We start from the raw sequence: 18,361 nt of genomic DNA on the forward strand, positions 1-18,361 counted from the left end.
GGCGCTCCTAGCCCACTCCCAACAAACAGAACCGCACACAACAAACCACAAGTAAACAGAACAGTCAATGGGTAGGCCGGTGCGAATGTGACCGGGGCCACGCGTGGCACGCACCTGCTCACCCCGCCCATCTTCGACGACCCGATCACAATCAAACAAAGAACACCAGAGAACTGTTCATTTTTTGAACACGGACGCGTAGATTCCGCAAGGATCAGTTCTGGCAACGAAGCGAGTACGCATGCAATACCTGGCTGACGGGCTCCGGCTCCCCACCAACGGGCTCGACTACACCATCCTGGCGATCTACTTCGTCGTGGTCCTCGGCATCGGCTTCGCAGCCAGGTCGAGCGTGAAGACCAGCCTCGACTTCTTCCTTTCGGGCCGCTCACTGCCCGCCTGGGTCACCGGCCTGGCCTTTGTCGCCGCCAACCTCGGCGCGACGGAGATCCTGGGCATGGCCGCGACCGGCGCGCAGTACGGCGTCGCCGTCGTCCACTGGTACTGGATCGGCGCCATCCCCGCGATGGTCTTCCTCGGCCTCGTGATGATGCCCTTCTACTACAAGTCGAAGGTGCGCTCCGTACCCGAGTTCCTGCTGCAGCGCTTCGACAAATCCGCGCATCTGCTGAGCTCCATACTCTTCGCCTTCGCGGCGATCCTGATCGCGGGTGTGAACCTCTACGCCCTGTCGATCGTCGTGGAGGCGCTCCTCGGCTGGCCGCAGTGGGTCGCGATCGTCGTCGCCGGCCTCTTCGTCCTCGTCTACATCACCATCGGCGGCCTCTCCTCGGCGATCTACAACGAGGTGCTGCAGTTCTTCGTCATCCTCGCCGCGCTCATCCCGCTCACCATCCTGGGCCTGAAGAAGGTCGGCGGCTGGAACGGGCTCTCGGACACCCTGGAGAAGAGCCACGGTCACAACTTCATGTCCGCCTGGGGCGGCACGGCCATCGGCCAGGCGAACCCGCTGGGCGCCAACTGGCTGACGATCATCCTCGGACTCGGTTTCGTGCTGTCGTTCGGTTACTGGACGACGAACTTCGCGGAGGTGCAGCGCGCCCTGTCGGCGAAGAACCTGTCCGCCGCCCAGCGCACCCCGCTGATCGCCGCGTTCCCGAAGATCTTCATCGTCTTCCTGGTGATGATCCCCGGCATGGTCGCCGCCGTGGTCGCACCGCGGATCGGCACCGCGGGCTCGGACCTCACGTACAACGACGCCATTCCGCTGCTGATGCAGAACCTGCTGCCGAACGGCGTGCTCGGTATCGCGGTGACCGGTCTGCTGGCCGCGTTCATGGCCGGTATGGCCGCCAACGTCTCCTCGTTCAACACCGTCTTCACGACGGACATCTGGGCGCGGTACGTCAAGAAGGACAAGCCCGACGCGTACTACCTGCGGTTCGGGCGGCTCATCACGGCGGTCGGCGTGCTGGCTTCCATCGGCACGGCGTTCATCGCAGCCAGCTTCTCCAACATCATGAGCTACCTCCAGACTCTCTTCTCCTTCTTCAACGTCCCGATGTTCGTGGTCTTCATCATCGGCATGTTCTGGAAGCGCGCGTCGATGAAGTCCGGGGTCTGGGGGCTGGTCGCCGGCACCTGCGCCGCGATGGTCAACTACTTCGTGTTCTACAAGCAGGGGATCATCGGTTTCCCGAGCGACCAGGGCGCCAACTTCGTCTCGGCGATCGTCGGCTTCGTCGCGGGCGCCGTGGTCATGGTCGCGGTCACGCTCGTCACCGCACCGAAGCCGGAGGCCGAACTGGCCGGTCTGGTGTACGGGACGGAGTCGCCGGACGCGCCGGAGGTCCCGGAGGAGGGCGACAGCGCGTGGTACCGCAAGCCGGCCCTGCTGGGCTGGGGCGCGATCGTCCTTGCCGCCCTCTGCTACCTGCCCTACTCGCTCTGATCGGAGGCACCCACCATGTCTGAACTGCAGAACGAAGTCTCCGACCTGGAGCGCAAGTCCGCGACCGCGGCCCGCCTCTTCGACATCCGGCGGATCATCGGCGGCCTGTTCGTGGTCTACGGGGTCATCGTGACGATCGCCGGCGCCACGGTGTCCGACGCCGATCTCAAGAAGGCCCAGGGGATCAACATCAACCTCTGGACGGGGCTCGCGATGCTCGCCCTCGGTCTGTTCTTCCTGGTCTGGCTGAAGCTCCGCCCGACGGCGCCGCCCACCCGGAACGAGCTCCTTCTGAAGGACCCGAAGGACCCGAAGAACGCCTAGACCGCCCGCCGAAGGGGCCGGACCTCCGCGTGTCACTCGGCGAGGTCCGGCCCCTTCGGCATGTCCGCCGCCACCCGGTCGAGCAGCCCGGTGCGGGCCGCGAGCGCCGCCGCCTCCAGACGGGACCCGACGCCCAGCTTCATCAGCAGCCGCTGCACATGGGTCCGCGCGGTGCTCGACGCGATCCCCATCGCCGCGGCGATCAGCCGGGTGTCGTCCCCCTCGGCCACCCGCACCAGGACCTCGACCTCGCGCGGGGTGAGCATCCGCAACAGCCGCTGCCCCTCGTCGTCGGGCCGGGCCGCCGGGTTGAGCAGTTCGGCGAAGGCGCCCTGCAACAGCGCCGGGGCCACCGCCGCCTCTCCCGCCCTGGCCTGCACCATGGCCCGCTCGACGCCCTCGATACGCTCGTCATGGCGGACGTAACCCGAAGCGCCGGCCGCGAAGGCGGCGGCGATCCCGCGCGGACTGGGCACCGGTCCCAGCACCACCACCGCTACCTGCGGGCGCTCCGCCCTGATCCGGACGATCGGGTCGAAGGCGCCGGGCTCGGCGGGGAGTGCCGTACCGAACAGACACACCTCGGGCGCCCTGCTCACCACCAGTTCCGCCGCTCCCCCGGTGGGGGCGGCGGCGGCGAGCACCCGGTGCCCGCGGAGTTTCAGCGCCGAGGCGAGCGCCTCGGCGAGCAATCGGTGGTCGTCGACCACCATGAGCCGCACGCCCATGGAGCAATCCCCCACTTCCCCTGCACCCCGTGGCCGCCCCCGAACCGGCCGTTCCTGCCCCGGCAAGCTACACGCTGGTTCGACCTGGCGCGGTCATTACCGGACAGAAGCCCACTCCGCTTCGCACGGGCCGTGCCGAAGGGGGTGCCGCCCGGTCGGGCCGCACCCCCTTCACAGGCCTGCGGATCAGCTGGTGCCGAAGCCGATGGCCAGGTACGTCTTGTCGTCCGAGTCTCCGTACGGCTCGCTGATCAGGTCGTCGGCGAGGTAGAGCCGCCCGCCCGCGTAGCGGATCTCCGAGGAGTCCGGCAGGAAGCCGGCTTCCGCCCTGCGGACCGCCTCGTCGGCCGGGTTGTTCATCAGCAGCGTCTGCTGGAACGTCGAGCCGTCGATGCCGGTGACCTGGCCACCCTTGTCGTACGGGCCCGTCTTGTACGCGATGACGTTGCTGCCGTCCATCCGCACCGGGTACGCCGTGTAGCCCTTGCCCGCCGAGGCCTTGCCGTTCACCAGTTTGCCGGTGGCCAGGTCGAAGGCGACGATCTCGTTGGTCTGGCCGACGTCGCCGCTGGCCCCGTCGTGCTGCTCGGTGGGGACGTAGAGCCGGTCGTTGCCCACCACCAGGTTGTGGCAGTCCTCCACTTCGGTGCTGCCGCATTTACCGGCGTAGGTGTCGGCGTCGGCGGAGATGCGGGCCCGCTGCTTGCCGGTCTTCTCGTCGATGGAGAAGTAGTCCGAGATGCCGCTGCCGTCCCCGGCGGTGTCACCGACGTCCGCGGCGACGACCAGCGGTTTGGTGGACACGACGTGCGCGTACTGAACACCGGACGGCATCTTGAACGTGGCGGTCGGCGCACCGGACGTGGGGTTCAGGACCTGCACGCTGACCTGCGGGTGGTCGTAGTCGCCGCAGCTGCGCACGGCGACCAGGTTGTCCCCGCCGGCGTAACCGCGGTCCTCGCACTGGTCGGCGCTGGCCTTCGGCGCCCAGCGCTGGGTGCCCGTTTCGAGGTCCCAGGCGGCGCCGCCGCCGGTGCCGCCGGCCGCGGCCGTGCCGCCGCCGAGCGTGACCTCGTCGAAGCTGACCTTCTCATCGCCGTCCTTGGCCGACTTCGTCCAGAGCAGCTTGCCGGTGTTGAGGTCGAGCGCGGCGACCTCACTGCAGCCCCAGTACTGCTTGGTCTTGGTCGGCACCTTCGGCTGGAAGGCGATGACCGTCTTGTTGTCCTTGCTGATGTGGTCGGTCGCGGCGCACAGCGGGCCGGGAAGCGGCGTCGTCCAGGACTGGGTGCCCTTGACCGCGTCGTAGCCGACGACCTTGTTGACCCCGGACTTCACGTACAGCGTGTCGGTGACCCATGAGCCGTTGACCCCGGTCACGTCGGCGACCTTGGGGTACGGCAACTGGAAGAGCACCCGGGAGTTGACGTTGGCGGGCGCTTTCTCCTTGCCGCCGCCGCCCTTGGCTCCGCCCGTGTCGCCCGTGGTGGGGCCGCCGGTGGGACCCGCGCTCGACACGTCGTTCTTGCTGTCGCCCTTGCTGGACGAGTACACGAAGCCGGCGCCGATGATCAGCACGATGGCGACCGCCGCCGCAGTGATGATCTTGGCGTCGATGCCGAACGTGAAACCGCCGCTCCGGCCGCCGCCGCCGCCGGCCTGCTGGGGCTGCATCGGCTGCGTCGGATAGCCGTAGGGCTGCTGCGGCTGCGGCTGGTTCTGCGGGTAGCCGTAGCCCGGCTGGGCGGGCGGAGTCTGCGGATAGCCGTACGCCGGGTCCTGCACGGTGGGCGGCTGCGGCTGGTACGGCTGCTGCGGCTGTTGGGGCTGCCCGTAACCCTGGCCGCCCGGCGGCGGAGGCTGCTGCGGGGCGGCCGGCGGCGGAGGCTGCTGCGGGGCGGCCGGCGGGACGGGCGGGGCCTGTGGAGGCATCTGCGGTGGGGCCGGCGGCTGGTTGGGCGGCGGCGGACCGCCGTAACCACCGGCCGGGGGCTGCTTCGAGAAGCCCCCGGCCGGTGGTTCTTCGGGTGGCTGGGGCGGCGGCTGCGTCATCGTGTTTCTGCCTTTGTCGAGGGGGAGGACGGGACGTGCGGACCGCTCACTTGCCGAAGGCCATCATGGTCTTCTCGGTGGTGTCGCCCTTCTTGCCCCTGACCTGGCCGGTCATGATGAAGAGCCGGCCGTTCACATAGGAGACCGACTTCGAGTAGAAGGAATTCTCGATGTCGGCCGTCGACTCCGGGTTCTGCAGCAGAGTCTGCGGCTTGCCGCCGGTCCCCGGGATGCTCACGACGGCGCCACCACCGTCGTACGAGGGCTCCTGGTACGCGACGAGGTTACCGCCGTCCACCTGCAGCGGAAGCATGGTGCGGTCGGCGGCCGCAGGTGAACGCCACTTCTCCTTACCGGTGTTGAGGTCGAAGGCGACGATCTCGTTGGCGCCGCTCTTCACCTCGGTCGGCAGGTAGAGCGTGTTGGCGTCGGCGGCGGTGCCGAGGCAGCCCTGCAGATCGCTCGAGATGATCGAGAGTCCGCACTCCGGCGCGAAGCTGTCCTTGGTGGTCAGCTGCGAACGCCTGCTCCCGTCCGCCTTGAGGATCGAGACGTTCCAGCTCTTCTTCTTCTCGTTGGTCGAGTAGATGACCAGCGGGTCGACCGAGTAGACCCTCTTGACCTCCCAGCCGGCCGGCAGCGCGAACGTCCACTTGGACTTGCCGTTGTCCGGGTTGAGTTCCTGCACCTGCTGGTTGGCGTTCGACTCGCCGTCCTTGGTGCAGGATTCGACCGCGATCAGCTTCGGACCGCCGGCGAACGCGTTGGGCCTGCAGGCCCCGGTGGACGCGCCGAAGACCTTGTGGCCGTCCTTGACCGAAAAGGCGCTGGAGAGGCCGAACCGGCTGGCGGCGACCGTGTTGCCGGAGATGGAAAGCTCGACGGAGGTCATGATGTCGAAGCTGCCCTCCTCGGGGATCTGCTTCTTCCACCCTCCCTTGCCGGTCTTCAGGTCGATCATCTGCATCTGGTTGCAGTCGGCCTTCTCGGTGTCATTGCTCTCGTAGGCGATGACGATCTTGCCGTCGGACGTGGTCTGCCGTGGAGCGGCGCAGATCGCGTGAGGGATCGGCACACTCCACTTCTCCTTGCCGTCGGTCACGCCGTAGGCGGTGACCTTCTTGTACATGGCTTTCACGACAACATCACCGGTGAACCACATTCCGTGGTTCTCGGCGCCGTCCGCGGGCAGCGCGACGTCGTTCGTCTTCAGCCAGAGGACCTTGTCCTCGCCCGCCTTGCGGCCGGCGTTGAGGTCGTCGTCGGTCTTGCGTCCGTCGCCGCTGCCGTCGCCCTGGTCGACACTGGCCGAAACGGACGGCTCGGCCGGGTTCTTGCTGTCGCTCGCGACCGGCTTCTTGTCGTCGCCGCCACCGCCGACCGCGGCGTACACCCCGCCGCCGACGAGCAGCAGGGCCACCACGGCCGCGCCGACGATCACGGCCGGCTTGCCCTTGAACGGCCCCTTGCCGCCGCCCTGCGGGGGGACCGGGCCACCGGCGTACTGCTGCTGCGGGTAACCGTAGGGGCCTGGCTGCTGGCCGTACGGTCCCTGTTGCGGCGGCTGTCCGTAGGGGCCGGGGGCCTGCTGGGGGTAGCCGTACGGGCCGGCCTGCGGCGGCGGCGCCTGCTGGGGGTAGCCGTAACCGGGCTGCGGCGCCGGGGGCTGTCCGGGCGCGGCGGGCGGGCCCTGCGGCGCGGGCGGCGGCGATCCCTGCGGCGGGCCCTGCACGGGCGGCGGGCCCTGCGGAGGCGGCGGCATCTGCGGCGGCTGGGCCGGCGGCGGCGGACCGCCGAAGCCTCCCGGCGGAGGATCCTGCGGAGCGCCGAAACCGCCCTGCGGCGGCTGCTGGTCGGGCGGCTGAGTCATCAGCACATACCTCTTCACGCGGGATCCACTGCCCGACCGGCCTCCCCCGCAATTCCGGCGGCACGCGGCGCCGGAAAGGAGCGAATCGGGTGTGGATCCCACACATCAACGTCAGTCGAGCGGGAGTTCTTTCTATCACTCGGACAGCGCTGTGCGAGGCGCCGGTCCACCCCTGTTCCCAAGGGAGGACCGGGCCGTGATGGAGCCGTTACGCGAACCGGCCGGGCGGCTCAGGCGTCTTCGGCGAGCTCCAGCCAGCGCAGTTCCAACTCTTCGCGCTCCCCCGCCAGTTCACGCAGTTGACCGTCCAGTTCGGCCACCTTTTCGAAGTTCGTGGCGTTTTCGGTGATCTGCGCGTGCAGTTTGCTCTCCCGGTCGGAGAGCTTGTCCAACTGCCGCTCGATCTTCTGGAGTTCCTTCTTCGCCGCGCGGCCGTCCTTGGCGGACGCGGCGCCGGACGCACCCTCCTTGGCCGCCGGCGGTGCGGGCACCGGGGTCTGGGACGCGACGACCTGGCGGCGGCGTTCCAGGTACTCGTCGATGCCACGCGGCAGCATCCGCAGGCTCGCGTCGCCGAGCAGCGCGAACACCCGGTCCGTGGTGCGCTCGATGAAGAACCGGTCGTGCGAGATCACGATCATCGAGCCGGGCCAGCCGTCGAGGAGGTCCTCCAGCTGGGTCAGCGTCTCGATGTCCAGGTCGTTGGTCGGCTCGTCGAGGAAGAGCACGTTGGGCTCGTCCATCAGCAGCCGCAGGATCTGCAGCCTGCGCCGCTCACCGCCGGACAGATCGCCGACCGGGGTCCACTGCTTCTCCTTGGAGAAGCCGAACTGCTCGCAGAGCTGACCGGCGGTCATCTCGCGGCCCTTGCCCAGGTCGACCCGGTCCCGCACCTGCTGCACCGCTTCGAGGACCCGCAGCGTCGGCTTGAGTTCGGCGACCTCCTGCGAGAGGTGGGCGAGCTTCACGGTCTTGCCGACGACGACCTTCCCGCCGGCCGGCTGCGCCTCGCCCTGGGTGCGGGCCGCCTCGGCGAGCGCCCGCAGCAGTGAGGTCTTGCCCGCGCCGTTGACCCCGACCAGACCGATCCGGTCGCCCGGTCCGAGCTGCCAGGTCACATGGGTCAGCAGTACCTTCGGGCCGGCCTGGACGGTGACGTCCTCCAGCTCGAAGACGGTCTTGCCGAGCCGGGCGTTGGCGAACTTCATCAGCTCGGAGGTGTCGCGCGGCGGCGGCACGTCGGCGATCAGTTCGTTGGCGGCCTCGATGCGGTAGCGGGGTTTGGACGTACGGGCCGGAGCTCCGCGCCGCAGCCAGGCCAGCTCCTTGCGCATCAGGTTCTGCCGCTTGGACTCCTCGGTGGCGGCGATGCGCTCCCGCTCGGCGCGGGCGAAGACGTAGTCGCTGTAGCCGCCCTCGTACTCGTGCACGGTGCCGCGCTGGACGTCCCACATGCGGGTGCACACCTGGTCCAGGAACCAGCGGTCGTGGGTGACCACGACGAGCGCGGACCGGCGGGCCCGCAGGTGTCCGGCCAGCCAGGAGATGCCTTCGACGTCGAGGTGGTTGGTCGGCTCGTCGAGCACGATCAGGTCCTGCTCGGCGATGAGCAGCTTGGCCAGCGCGATACGGCGGCGCTCGCCGCCGGAGAGCGGGGCGATGACGGTGTCGAGGCCCTGCGAGAACCCCGGCAGGTCGAGCCCGCCGAACAGCCCCGTCAGCACGTCCCTGATCTTGGCGCTGCCCGCCCACTCGTGGTCGGCGAGGTCACCGATGACCTCGTGCCGCACGGTGGCCTGCGGGTCCAGCGAGTCGTGCTGGGTGAGCACACCGCTGCGCAGCCCGCCACTGTGGGTGACCCGGCCGGTGTCCGGCTCCTCCAGCCTGGCGAGCATCCGGATGAGGGTGGTCTTGCCGTCCCCGTTACGGCCGACGACGCCGATGCGGTCGCCCTCGGAGACGCCGAGGGAGACACCGTCGAGCAGGGCACGGGTCCCGTAGACCTTGCTGACGGCCTCGACATTGACGAGGTTGACGGCCATTGACGCTCCTGGGCAGGGGATGGATCGATCTCCAGCGTACTGGCCTGGGCAAACCCGGCTATCGCCGGGAAGTGCGGCCGGCGGCCCGATCGGATCGCAGCACCGTCGCACCGGCGACTCCCGATACCGCGACCCGTGCCGCACGGCACGTCCCCGATCCCCGCAGTGCCGCGGCGACCGCCTCTGCCGACTCCGCGTCCTTCGCCAGGAAGGCTGTCGTGGGCCCCGACCCGGAGACCAGTCCCGCCAGCGCACCGGCCGCCATGCCCGCGGCCAACGCGTCGGCGAGCGCGGGCCGCAGGGAGAGCGCGGCCGGCTGGAGATCGTTGGCCAGCGCGGCGGCCAGCGCTACCGCGTCGCCCGTACGCAGCGCCTCGATCAGGTCCGGGGAAGCCTCCGGCTCGGCCGCGTCCGGGGTGAGCCGGTCGAACTCGCGGAAGACGGTCGGGGTGGAGAGGCCGCCGTCGGCGAGCGCGAACACCCAGTGGAAGGGTGCGCCGAGTTCGAGCGGCGTCAGCCGCTCGCCGCGCCCGGTGCCCAGGGCCGCTCCACCGACCAGACTGAACGGTACGTCGCTGCCCAACTCGGCGCAGATCTCCAGGAGTTCGTCGCGCGAAGCCCCGGTCGACCAGAGTGCGTCGCAGGCCAGCAGAGCGCCCGCGCCGTCCGCGCTGCCGCCGGCCATGCCGCCGGCGACCGGGATGTCCTTGTCGATGTGGAGGTGGACGTCGGGGGCGATGCCGTGCCGCGCGGCGAGCAGTTCGGCCGCCCTTGCTGCCAGGTTCGTGCGGTCCAGCGGCACCTGGTCGGCGCCGGGCCCCGCACAGGTGACCCGCAGGGTTTCGGCCGGGGTCGCCGTGATCTCGTCGTGCAGGGACACCGCGAGGAAGATGTTGGCCAGGTCGTGGAAGCCGTCTGGGCGGGCCGCGCCCACCGCGAGCTGGACGTTGACCTTGGCCGGGACGCGGACCGTGACAGTGTCGGTGCCGGTGCCGGTGTCGTGCATGCTCACGCCTTGGCCTCCGCGATCCGCGCGAACTCGTGCACGGTGAGCGATTCGCCACGTGCCTGCGGGGACACCCCGGCGGCGACCAGCGCCGCTTCGGCGGCGGGCGCCGAACCGGCCCAGCCGGCCAGCGCGGCCCGCAGCGTCTTGCGGCGCTGGGCGAAGGCCGCGTCGACCACCGCGAAGACCTCCTCCCGGGAGGCCGTGGTCTTGACCGGCTGCTCGCGGCGGACCAGCGAGACCAGCCCGGAGTCGACGTTCGGGGCCGGCCAGAAGACATTGCGGCCGATGGAACCGGCCCGCTTGACCTCCGCGTACCAGTTGGCCTTCACCGACGGCACGCCGTACACCTTGTTGCCGGGCTCGGCCGCCAGCCGGTCGGCGACCTCCGCCTGGACCATCACCAGGGTGCGCTTGATGGTCGGGAAGCGCTCCAGCATGGTGAGCAGGACCGGCACCGCGACGTTGTACGGAAGGTTCGCCACCAGCGCGGTGGGCGGCGGGCCGGGGAGCTCCCTGACCTGCATCGCATCGGCGTGCACCAGCGCGAAGCGGTCGGCGCGGGTCGGCAGCCGGGCCTCGACCGTCGCGGGCAGCGCGCCCGCGAGCACATCGTCGATCTCGATGGCGACCAGGCGGTCCGCCGCCTCGAGCAGCGCCAGGGTCAGCGAGCCGAGACCGGGGCCGACCTCGACGACCGCGTCGTCCCGGGTCACCTCGGCCGTCCGTACGATCCGGCGCACCGTGTTGGCGTCGATGACGAAGTTCTGGCCGCGCTGCTTGGTCGGGCGTACGCCCAGCGCTGCGGCCAGTTCACGGATGTCGGCGGGGCCCAGCAGGGCGTCGGAGACTGCGGGGGCCTCGGGTTCAGTGCTGCTCACCCGTAAAGCCTACGGCCGCAGTGCGGCCACGGACTCGCCCCCCGCTGTACGTAGAGCCGCTTCGCCCGGTCCGTCTGCTCGTCGGCGGGCGCGTCCTCGGGCAGTCCGCTGCCGCCGAGTGCGTGCCAGGTCTGCCCGTCCAGCTGGTAGAGGCCGCCGTAACTGCCCGAGGCGTCGACCGCGTCCGGCCGCCCGCCGGACTCGCAGTGCGCGAGGCCGTTCCAGTCCAGCCGGTCGGCTCCGGCGGGCGATGCGGGGCGCGGCCGGGTGCCGATCCGTACCACCCGGGCCTCGGGCCGGCGCACCAGCTCCGTGGCGAGCTGCCGCGGTTTCTGCCGGACGCCGTTGACGGTACGCAGTTGGTAGGTGATCCGGCGCAGGCCGGGCACGCCGGGCCGGGTCACCGATTCCGTACCGGCGAACAGTGAGCTGTCCAGAACCCGGTTGGTGACAAAGGCGATGGGTTCCTCGCGCGTCTCCTTGCTGCCGGTGATGCGCAGCACGGTGATGGTCTGGCCGTCGCGCGGGAAGGTGTCGGCGGGTACGGATGTGGTGTCGTGTCCGCGCAGGCCGATGCCCGCCTGGTCGAGGGCTTCGCGCACGGTGGCCGCGTTGGTGCGGATGGTGCGCTCGCGGCCGTCGGCCATGAAGGTCACGGTGCGTTCGGTCCGTACGTTCACCGCCAGGCCGTGCCGGGAGATCGCGGCGGAGCGCGAGGTGGAGATGTACGCGCCCGCCGTGCGTACCCCGAGTTGGCGCAGCGCGCCCTCCACGGTGCGTGCCGTGGTCCAGACCCGGTGGCGCCGTCCGTCGAGGGTGAGGGCGAGCGGACGCCCGTAGCGGACGTCGATCTCGTCACCGTCGGTGAGCGCGGTGTGGTGTCCGGGGGCGACCGCGTCGTGGACGCCGAGCGGCACCTGCTCCTCGACCAGCAGTTCGTCCACCGTGCCGGCGAAGGTGTGCAGGGTGCGCGGTACCCCGTCGACACTGAGCTGTACGGCCTTGTCGTTGGCCACGAAGGCGGAGGTCCCGCCGGCCAGGAAGGCCACGACCAGCGCCTGCGGGAGGAGTCGGCGCAGGCCGTCGGGTGGCCGTCGTGGGGCCCGGCGGCGGCCGGTGGGCCGCCCGCCATCGGGCCCGGCCGCCGCGGAGGACGTATACGGGGCGGGTGTGGCGCCTGCGTCGATGGTGTCGGCGTACGCGGCGATGTAGCTCGGCACGGTGGGGGTGTACGGCGGCGGGTAGGTCGATGGGCGGTCCGTCGCGTGACGGCCGCCGCGTGCGGCACGGTGACTGCCCTGCGCATTGCTCACGACGCTCCAGCGGTCCGGTCCGGTCGTAGCCGGTCGGCGATCCCGTCGGCGATCCGGTCGGGCCGGGACACTAGCGGAGCGTCAGTCACCCAACAAAGTCATACGGTCACTCTTAGTAAGCAGGAAGTTCGAACGCGCGAGCCGTGTTGGCCATGATCGCCGAGGCCAGGGCGTCTTCTCCGACGCTTTTCACCTCGGCCATCGCCCGCACGGTCACCGGAACGAGATACGGCGCGTTGGGCCGTCCGCGGTAGGGAGCCGGGGTGAGGAACGGTGCGTCCGTCTCGACCAGGACGAGTTCCAGGGGGGCCACGGCGAGCGCGTCGCGCAGCGGCTGGGCGTTCTTGAACGTCACGTTGCCGGCGAAGGACATGAAATAGCCCCTGGCCGCGCAGATGTCCGCCATCGCCGCGTCGCCGGAGTAGCAGTGGAAGACGGTGCGCTCCGGTGCGCCTTCCTCGTCGAGGATGCGCAACACGTCGGCGTGGGCGTCCCGGTCATGGATGACGAGGGCTTTTCCGTGCCGTTTGGCGATCTCGATATGGGCCCGGAAGGACCGCTCCTGCGCGGCGGCGCCCTCCGGCCCGGTACGGAAGTGGTCGAGGCCGGTCTCGCCGACGGCCCTGACGTGCGGCAGAGCGGCCAGCCGGTCGATCTCGGCGAGCGCCTCGTCGAGCGCTGCGTCCCCACCCGCCGGACGCGCCCCCTGCCGCGACCGGTTGTCCTCGTCCCCGAGCACGATGCGCGGCGCCTCGTTGGGGTGCAGTGCGACGGCCGCGTGCACGTTCTCGTACGCCGCTGCCGTCTCTGCCGCCCAGGCGGAGCCCTTGAGGTCGCAGCCCACCTGGACCACCGTGGTCACCCCCACCGACGAGGCCTTCCGCAGGGCCTCGTCGACGGTGGTGTCCTGCATGTCCAGGTGGGTGTGCGAATCGGCGACCGCCACCCGGAGCGGTTCGGGCAGCGGCGGGATGGTGACCTTGGCGGCTTGCGGGCTCATGGCGCCCGATCCTACGGCGCGCCTCCCAGCGGGTTACCTCCGGTGGAACAGGTGCAGCAGGTCGGAGAGATGCCAGTGGTGCGGCTCTCCGGCGGCACTGGCGGCGAGCGTCGCGCCGGAACCGGACTTCGGAGCGGGCCCGGGGATCCGCTCCGTGGTCGGCTCGGTGCCGGACGCAGTCGCGAGCAGGGAAGCAGACCTGGGCTTCGCGGCCCGCTCACCGACCGGCCTGACTCCGGTTGCCGTCACGCCCATGCCCCCGGCGAGCATCTGTCGGACCGAGGACACCCGTCCCGGCCGCATTATTCGGACGACATGCCCCCCGCAGTTCGTGCACGTCGGCGTGGACAACGGTGAGGGAACCCGTCGCCCATCGGCCTTGTAGACGACAAACGCCCGGCCGGACACGTCGACGTGGTGCTCGATGTCGTACGCCTGTTCCCAGCCGTGCCCGCACCGCATGCAGGCGAAGGCATACGCCTCATGTGCGGTGATGTCAGTGCTCTCACTCATGCCAGCTCCTCTTGCCCGACGGACAAGGCTTCCGCGGGACGAATCCGTCCCCTTTCCAGTGGACTGCTATCGCCTGCGGAATGCACGAGGGGCTGCCGACTATTGGAGCGCTCTTGGTCGTCTCGTGGCCCAGAGCCCCGCGATCACGCTCGCTCTTTGCTATTCACGCGGCTCCTTTACCTTCCGGTTGGCCGGTCCGGGCGGCGTTCTTTGCCGCGACCACCGCATCGAAGACCTCCCGTTTGGGCAGCCCCGCGTCGGCGGCGACCGCGGCGATCGCTTCCTTGCGCCGCTCCCCCGCCTCTTCCCGCACCTGCACCCTGCGTACCAGCTCAGCGGGGTCCAGCTGCTGCGGTCCGGTGTCGGGGGCGCCCTCGACGACCACGGTGATCTCGCCCCGTACGCCGTCGGCCGCCCACTCGGCGAGCTCCTTCAGCGGGGCCCGCTTCACTTCCTCGTACGTCTTGGTCAGCTCGCGGCAGACGGCGGCCCGGCGCCCGTCGCCGAAGACCGCGGCCATCGCGGCGAGCGTGTCGTCGAGGCGGTGCGGGGCCTCGAAGTACACCAGCGTCCGGCGCTCCGCCACGACCTCCCGCAGCTTCCCGAGCCGTTCGCCCGCCTTGCGCGGCAGGAAGCCCTCGAAGCAGAAACGGTCCACCGGCAGGCCGGAGAGCGCCAGTGCGGTGAGCACCGCGGACGGTCCCGGTACGGCGGTGACCTTGATGTCCTTCTGCACGGCCGCCGCGACCAGCCGGTAGCCGGGGTCGGAGACCGACGGCATCCCCGCGTCGGTCACCAGCAGGACCCGGGCGCCGCCCTCCAGCGCCTCGACGAGTTCCGGCGTACGGGCGGTCTCGTTGCCCTCGAAGTAGGAGACGACCCGCCCCGTCGTGTGCACGCCGAGCGCCTGGGTCAGCCGGCGGAGCCGCCGGGTGTCCTCGGCGGCCACGACATCGGCCGTCTCCAGTTCCCTGGCGAGCCGGGGCGGCGCGTCCGACACGTCACCGATGGGGGTCCCTGCGAGTACCAGCGTTCCAGTCACGTCTTCATTCTTCCAGCCCCGCACACACCACTCACACAGTCCGGGTCCTTACGATGGCGCGGTGACGAGTACAGCGCCCCAAGCCCTGAAGGGCCACGACGCCGGAGACCAGCCGCCGCCATGGGAACGCCGGCTGCGCCGGTTCGGCCATGTGGCCCGGCGGGACAGCGGCCTGCGCGAGCGGCTGGTGCCGCCGTTCACCGCGCCCGGTCCGCAGGTGTGGAGCGTGCTGGGGTTCTCCCCGGCCTTCGCCGAACGCCTGCTGCGCTGGTCGGCCTGGGGCGGCCCGCTGCTGGTCACACTGGTCGCCGGGGTGCTGCGCTTCTGGAACCTGGGCAGCCCGCACGCGGTGATATTCGATGAGACGTATTACGCCAAGGACGCCTGGGCGCTGATCCACCAGGGGTACGAGGGCAACTGGCCGGACGACATCAACAACGCGATCCTCGCCAACCCCTCGCACGTCACGGTGCCGTCCGACCCCGGCTATGTGGTGCATCCGCCGGTCGGCAAGTGGATCATCGGCCTCGGTGAGCACTTCTTCGGGTTCACGCCGTTCGGCTGGCGTTTCATGACGGCCCTGCTCGGCACCCTCTCGGTGCTGATGATCTGCCGGATCGGCCGGCGGCTGCTGCGCTCGACCTTCCTGGGCTGCCTGGCGGGCGTGCTGCTCACCGTCGACGGACTGCACTTCGTGATGAGCCGCACCTCGCTGCTCGACCTCATCGTGATGTTCTTCGTGGTCGCCGCCTTCGGCTGTCTGCTGATCGACCGGGACAGATCCCGAGCCCGGCTCGCCGACGCACTGCCGGTGGGCGAGGAGGGCGGGTTGCGCCCCGACGACGCCATCGCGTCGACCCTGCGCCTGGGGTGGCGGCCCTGGCGGATCACGGCCGGTGTGATGCTGGGCCTGTCGGCTGCGACCAAGTGGAACGGTCTCTACGTCCTGGTCTTCTTCGCCGTGATGACCGTCCTGTGGGACGTCGGCGCCCGCCGCACCGCCGGCGCCGTCCAGCCGTACCGCGCGGTGCTGCGCCGCGACGTGCTGCCCGCCTTCGGGGCGACCGTGCCGGTCGCGGTGGCCACCTACCTCGTCTCCTGGACCGGCTGGTTCGCGACCAGCGGCGGCTACTTCCGCGACTGGGCGGACCACCGCGGCGGGCTCTCCCCGGACCACGTGAAGCTCCCGCTGCTCGGCACCGTTCATCTGCCGCAGTTCGGCATGGACTGGGTCCCCGCCTCGCTGCGCAGCTTCTGGCACTACGAGGCCGAGGTCTACAGCTTCCATGTGAACCTGACCGAGGGACACCAGTACCAGTCGAACCCGTGGAGCTGGCTGGTCATCGGCCGCCCGGTCTCGTACTTCTACGAGTCCCCCAAGCCCGGCGTCGACGGCTGCCCCACCGGCACCGAGAGCTGCGCCCGCGAGGTCCTCGCCATGGGGACCCCGCTGCTCTGGTGGGCGGCGTGCTTCGCCGTGCTGTACATCCTGTGGCGCTGGATCTTCCGCCGCGACTGGCGGGCCGGGGCCATCGCCTGCGGGATCGCGGCCGGTTACCTGCCCTGGTTCATGTACCAGCAGCGCACCATCTTCTTCTTCTACGCGGTCGTCTTCGTGCCCTTCCTCTGTCTCGCCGTCGCCATGATGGTCGGCGCGATCCTGGGCCCACCCGGCTCGACCGAACGCCGCCGGGCGCTGGGCGCGATCGGCGCGGGCGTGCTGGTGCTGCTGATCATCTGGAACTTCATCTACTTCTGGCCCTTGTTCACCGGGGACGCGATTCCGCTCAGCCAATGGAACAACCGGATGTGGCTGGACACCTGGGTGTGATGCGGGACATGGTCCCGGTCATGTAACGGCTTTCCCCCTTGCCGCCACTGTCCCGTACGCTGCTGCCGTAACTCTCTTGAACATGTTCAAGGAGACTCCTGGGGAGGGGACGCAGTAATGCGAGGTGGGGCGAAGATCGGTCTGGTCGGCGGCGTGTTCGCGGTCGTGGTCGGCGGGGTGGGGTACGGCGCCTACAACGTGTGGACCGGACTCAACAGCACCGGCGGCAGCGGCAGCGGGGATGACAGCAACACGACGCAGGCCGCCCCCGCACGCACCGGGCCGCCCAGCGACGACGAGATCAGCGCTACGGCGAAGGACTTCCTGGCCGCCTGGGCCGCCGGTGACGCCGACAAGGCATCGCAGCTCACCAACAACGCGGTGGACTCGCAGCCGCTGCTTGCCGGGTACCGCACGGACGCACACGTCAGCAAGGTGACCCTGACGCCGGGGGCCGTGAACGGGGCCACGGTGCCGTACACGGTCAAGGCCACCATCTCGTACGACGGGAAGACCAAGCCCTGGTCGTACTCCTCCTCGCTCACCGTCGTCCGGGGGCTGACGACCGGCAAGGCACTGGTCGACTGGAAGCCGTCGGTCATCCACCCGGATCTGAAGAAGGGCGAGACGATCCGTACCGGCGAGGCGGCGAGCGCACAGATCAAGGCCGTCGACCGGAACGGGACCGAGCTGACGAAGGAGAAGTACCCCTCGCTGGGGCCGGTGCTCGACACGCTGCGGGAGCGGTACGGGAACAAGGCGGGCGGCAAGCCCGGCATCGAGACCGACATCGAGGGGGCGGCGTCGGCGGACGCTTCGGCGGACAGCACACCTGCCCGGACGCTGGTGGTGCTGTCCAAGGGCAAGCCCGCGCTACTGCACACCACACTGGACGCCGGGGTGCAGGCGGCGGCCGAGACGGCGGTGAAGCAGTTCAGCGAGTCGTCGGTGGCGGCGGTCTCGGCCAGTACGGGTGAGATCCGGGCGATCGCCAACCACCGCGCGGACGCGTTCAACGCGGCCACCCAGGGCAAGCTCGCGCCCGGCTCGACGATGAAGATCATGACGGCCGCGATGCTCATCAACAACGGGCTGGCCAGCGAGAACAGCTCGATCCTGTGCCCGGTGTCGGTCATGTGGCACAGCCAGACCTTCCACAACCTGAACAACTTCTCGATACCCGGCGGCACCCTCGCGACAAGCTTCGCCCGCTCCTGCAACACCGCGTTCATCAAGCCGCTCGGCAGATTCTCCGACCGTCACCTCGACCCGGACACCGCACTGCCGTCGACCGCGCAGAAGTACTTCGGCATCGGCAAGACCTGGAACGTCGGCATCCCCTCGTTCGACGGCAGTGTCCCGCAGACCACCGGGCCCAACACCGCAGCGGCGATGATCGGGCAGGGCCTGGTGCAGATGAACCCGCTCAACATGGCGTCGGTCACCGCCACCGCCCGCAACGGCACCTTCCACCAGCCGATCATCGTGCCGAAGTCGCTGCTGGACGGCGACCGCGCCACCGCGCAGTCGCTGCCGTACAACACCGCGCAGCAGCTCCGCGACATGATGCACACCACCGCGACCGCCTCCTACGGCACGGGCACCGTGGCGATGTCGAGCGTCGGCGGCTACAAGGGCGCCAAGACCGGTTCCGCCGAGGTGGACCAGCAGGGCAAGTCCAACAGCTGGTTCACCGGGTTCAGCGACGATCTGGCCGCCGCGGCGGTCGTGCAGTCCGGCGGGCACGGCGGCGACGCCGCGGGTCCGGTGGTCGCCGCGGTGCTCCGCGCGGGCTGACCGCTGCCGTCTGAGTGCTGCTGTCCGAATCCTGTTGGCATGGCCCGCAC

Annotated in this window: 14 protein-coding genes; 4 read left to right on the forward strand and 10 right to left on the reverse strand. The window is 70.0% G+C overall.

Annotated elements, in window-relative coordinates:
• Positions 1-241: 241 nt before the first annotated feature.
• A complete protein-coding gene (locus AB0436_RS21900) occupies positions 242-1,912 on the forward strand; it encodes a sodium:solute symporter family protein (RefSeq protein ID WP_366469591.1) in 1,671 nt (556 codons plus the stop codon).
• A gap of 15 nt (positions 1,913-1,927) precedes the next feature.
• Positions 1,928-2,236, forward strand: coding sequence for a hypothetical protein (locus AB0436_RS21905; RefSeq protein WP_366469592.1), 309 nt, complete (start codon positions 1,928-1,930; stop codon positions 2,234-2,236).
• Between the two features lie 32 nt (positions 2,237-2,268).
• On the opposite strand, the gene AB0436_RS21910 is transcribed toward AB0436_RS21905, so the two are convergent.
• The 10 genes from AB0436_RS21910 to rsmI all read right to left on the reverse strand — a co-directional run bounded on the left by AB0436_RS21910 (position 2,269) and on the right by rsmI (position 14,683).
• Complete coding sequence (locus AB0436_RS21910; protein ID WP_366469593.1) at positions 2,269-2,964, reverse strand: LuxR C-terminal-related transcriptional regulator; 696 nt, start codon at positions 2,962-2,964, stop codon at positions 2,269-2,271.
• 186 nt (positions 2,965-3,150) lie between these two features.
• Positions 3,151-5,016 carry a PQQ-binding-like beta-propeller repeat protein gene (locus AB0436_RS21915; protein WP_366469594.1) on the reverse strand — a complete coding sequence of 622 codons (1,866 nt, stop codon included), beginning with the start codon at positions 5,014-5,016 and terminating at the stop codon, positions 3,151-3,153.
• 46 nt (positions 5,017-5,062) lie between these two features.
• Positions 5,063-6,886, reverse strand: a complete 1,824-nt coding sequence (locus AB0436_RS21920) for a PQQ-binding-like beta-propeller repeat protein (protein ID WP_366469595.1) — start codon at positions 6,884-6,886, stop codon at positions 5,063-5,065.
• A gap of 230 nt (positions 6,887-7,116) precedes the next feature.
• On the reverse strand, positions 7,117-8,928 hold the full coding sequence (locus AB0436_RS21925) for an ABC-F family ATP-binding cassette domain-containing protein (protein WP_366469596.1): 1,812 nt from the start codon (positions 8,926-8,928) through the stop codon (positions 7,117-7,119).
• 58 nt (positions 8,929-8,986) lie between these two features.
• Entirely contained in the window at positions 8,987-9,934 is a 948-nt protein-coding gene (locus AB0436_RS21930; protein ID WP_366469755.1) for a 4-(cytidine 5'-diphospho)-2-C-methyl-D-erythritol kinase, read from the reverse strand.
• Positions 9,935-9,936: 2 nt separating this feature from the next.
• Positions 9,937-10,815 (reverse strand): 16S rRNA (adenine(1518)-N(6)/adenine(1519)-N(6))-dimethyltransferase RsmA, encoded by an 879-nt coding sequence (gene rsmA, locus AB0436_RS21935; RefSeq protein ID WP_366469597.1) that lies wholly within the window; start codon positions 10,813-10,815, stop codon positions 9,937-9,939.
• Complete coding sequence (locus tag AB0436_RS21940) at positions 10,812-12,128, reverse strand: ubiquitin-like domain-containing protein (RefSeq protein WP_366469598.1); 1,317 nt, start codon at positions 12,126-12,128, stop codon at positions 10,812-10,814. Before AB0436_RS21940 ends, rsmA begins: the two co-directional genes overlap by 4 nt.
• Before the next feature lie 112 nt (positions 12,129-12,240).
• Positions 12,241-13,128: a TatD family hydrolase gene (locus AB0436_RS21945; RefSeq protein ID WP_366469599.1), complete on the reverse strand. Its 888-nt coding sequence runs from the start codon at positions 13,126-13,128 to the stop codon at positions 12,241-12,243.
• Positions 13,129-13,161: 33 nt separating this feature from the next.
• The gene (locus AB0436_RS21950) at positions 13,162-13,641 is read right to left on the reverse strand and encodes a hypothetical protein (RefSeq protein ID WP_366469601.1); all 480 of its coding nucleotides are present in this window, start codon (positions 13,639-13,641) and stop codon (positions 13,162-13,164) included.
• A 163-nt stretch (positions 13,642-13,804) separates the two neighbouring features.
• Positions 13,805-14,683, reverse strand: coding sequence for a 16S rRNA (cytidine(1402)-2'-O)-methyltransferase (rsmI, locus tag AB0436_RS21955; RefSeq protein WP_366469602.1), 879 nt, complete (start codon positions 14,681-14,683; stop codon positions 13,805-13,807).
• A gap of 61 nt (positions 14,684-14,744) precedes the next feature.
• On the opposite strand from rsmI, the gene AB0436_RS21960 reads away from it, so the two are divergent.
• Positions 14,745-16,514, forward strand: a complete 1,770-nt coding sequence (locus tag AB0436_RS21960; protein ID WP_366469603.1) for a phospholipid carrier-dependent glycosyltransferase — start codon at positions 14,745-14,747, stop codon at positions 16,512-16,514.
• A 117-nt stretch (positions 16,515-16,631) separates the two neighbouring features.
• A complete protein-coding gene (locus AB0436_RS21965; RefSeq protein WP_366469604.1) occupies positions 16,632-18,311 on the forward strand; it encodes a penicillin-binding transpeptidase domain-containing protein in 1,680 nt (559 codons plus the stop codon).
• Positions 18,312-18,361 lie beyond the last annotated feature (50 nt).

The sequence above is a fragment of the Streptomyces sp. NPDC051322 genome (genome assembly GCF_040689485.1).
GTDB lineage: Bacteria > Actinomycetota > Actinomycetes > Streptomycetales > Streptomycetaceae > Streptomyces.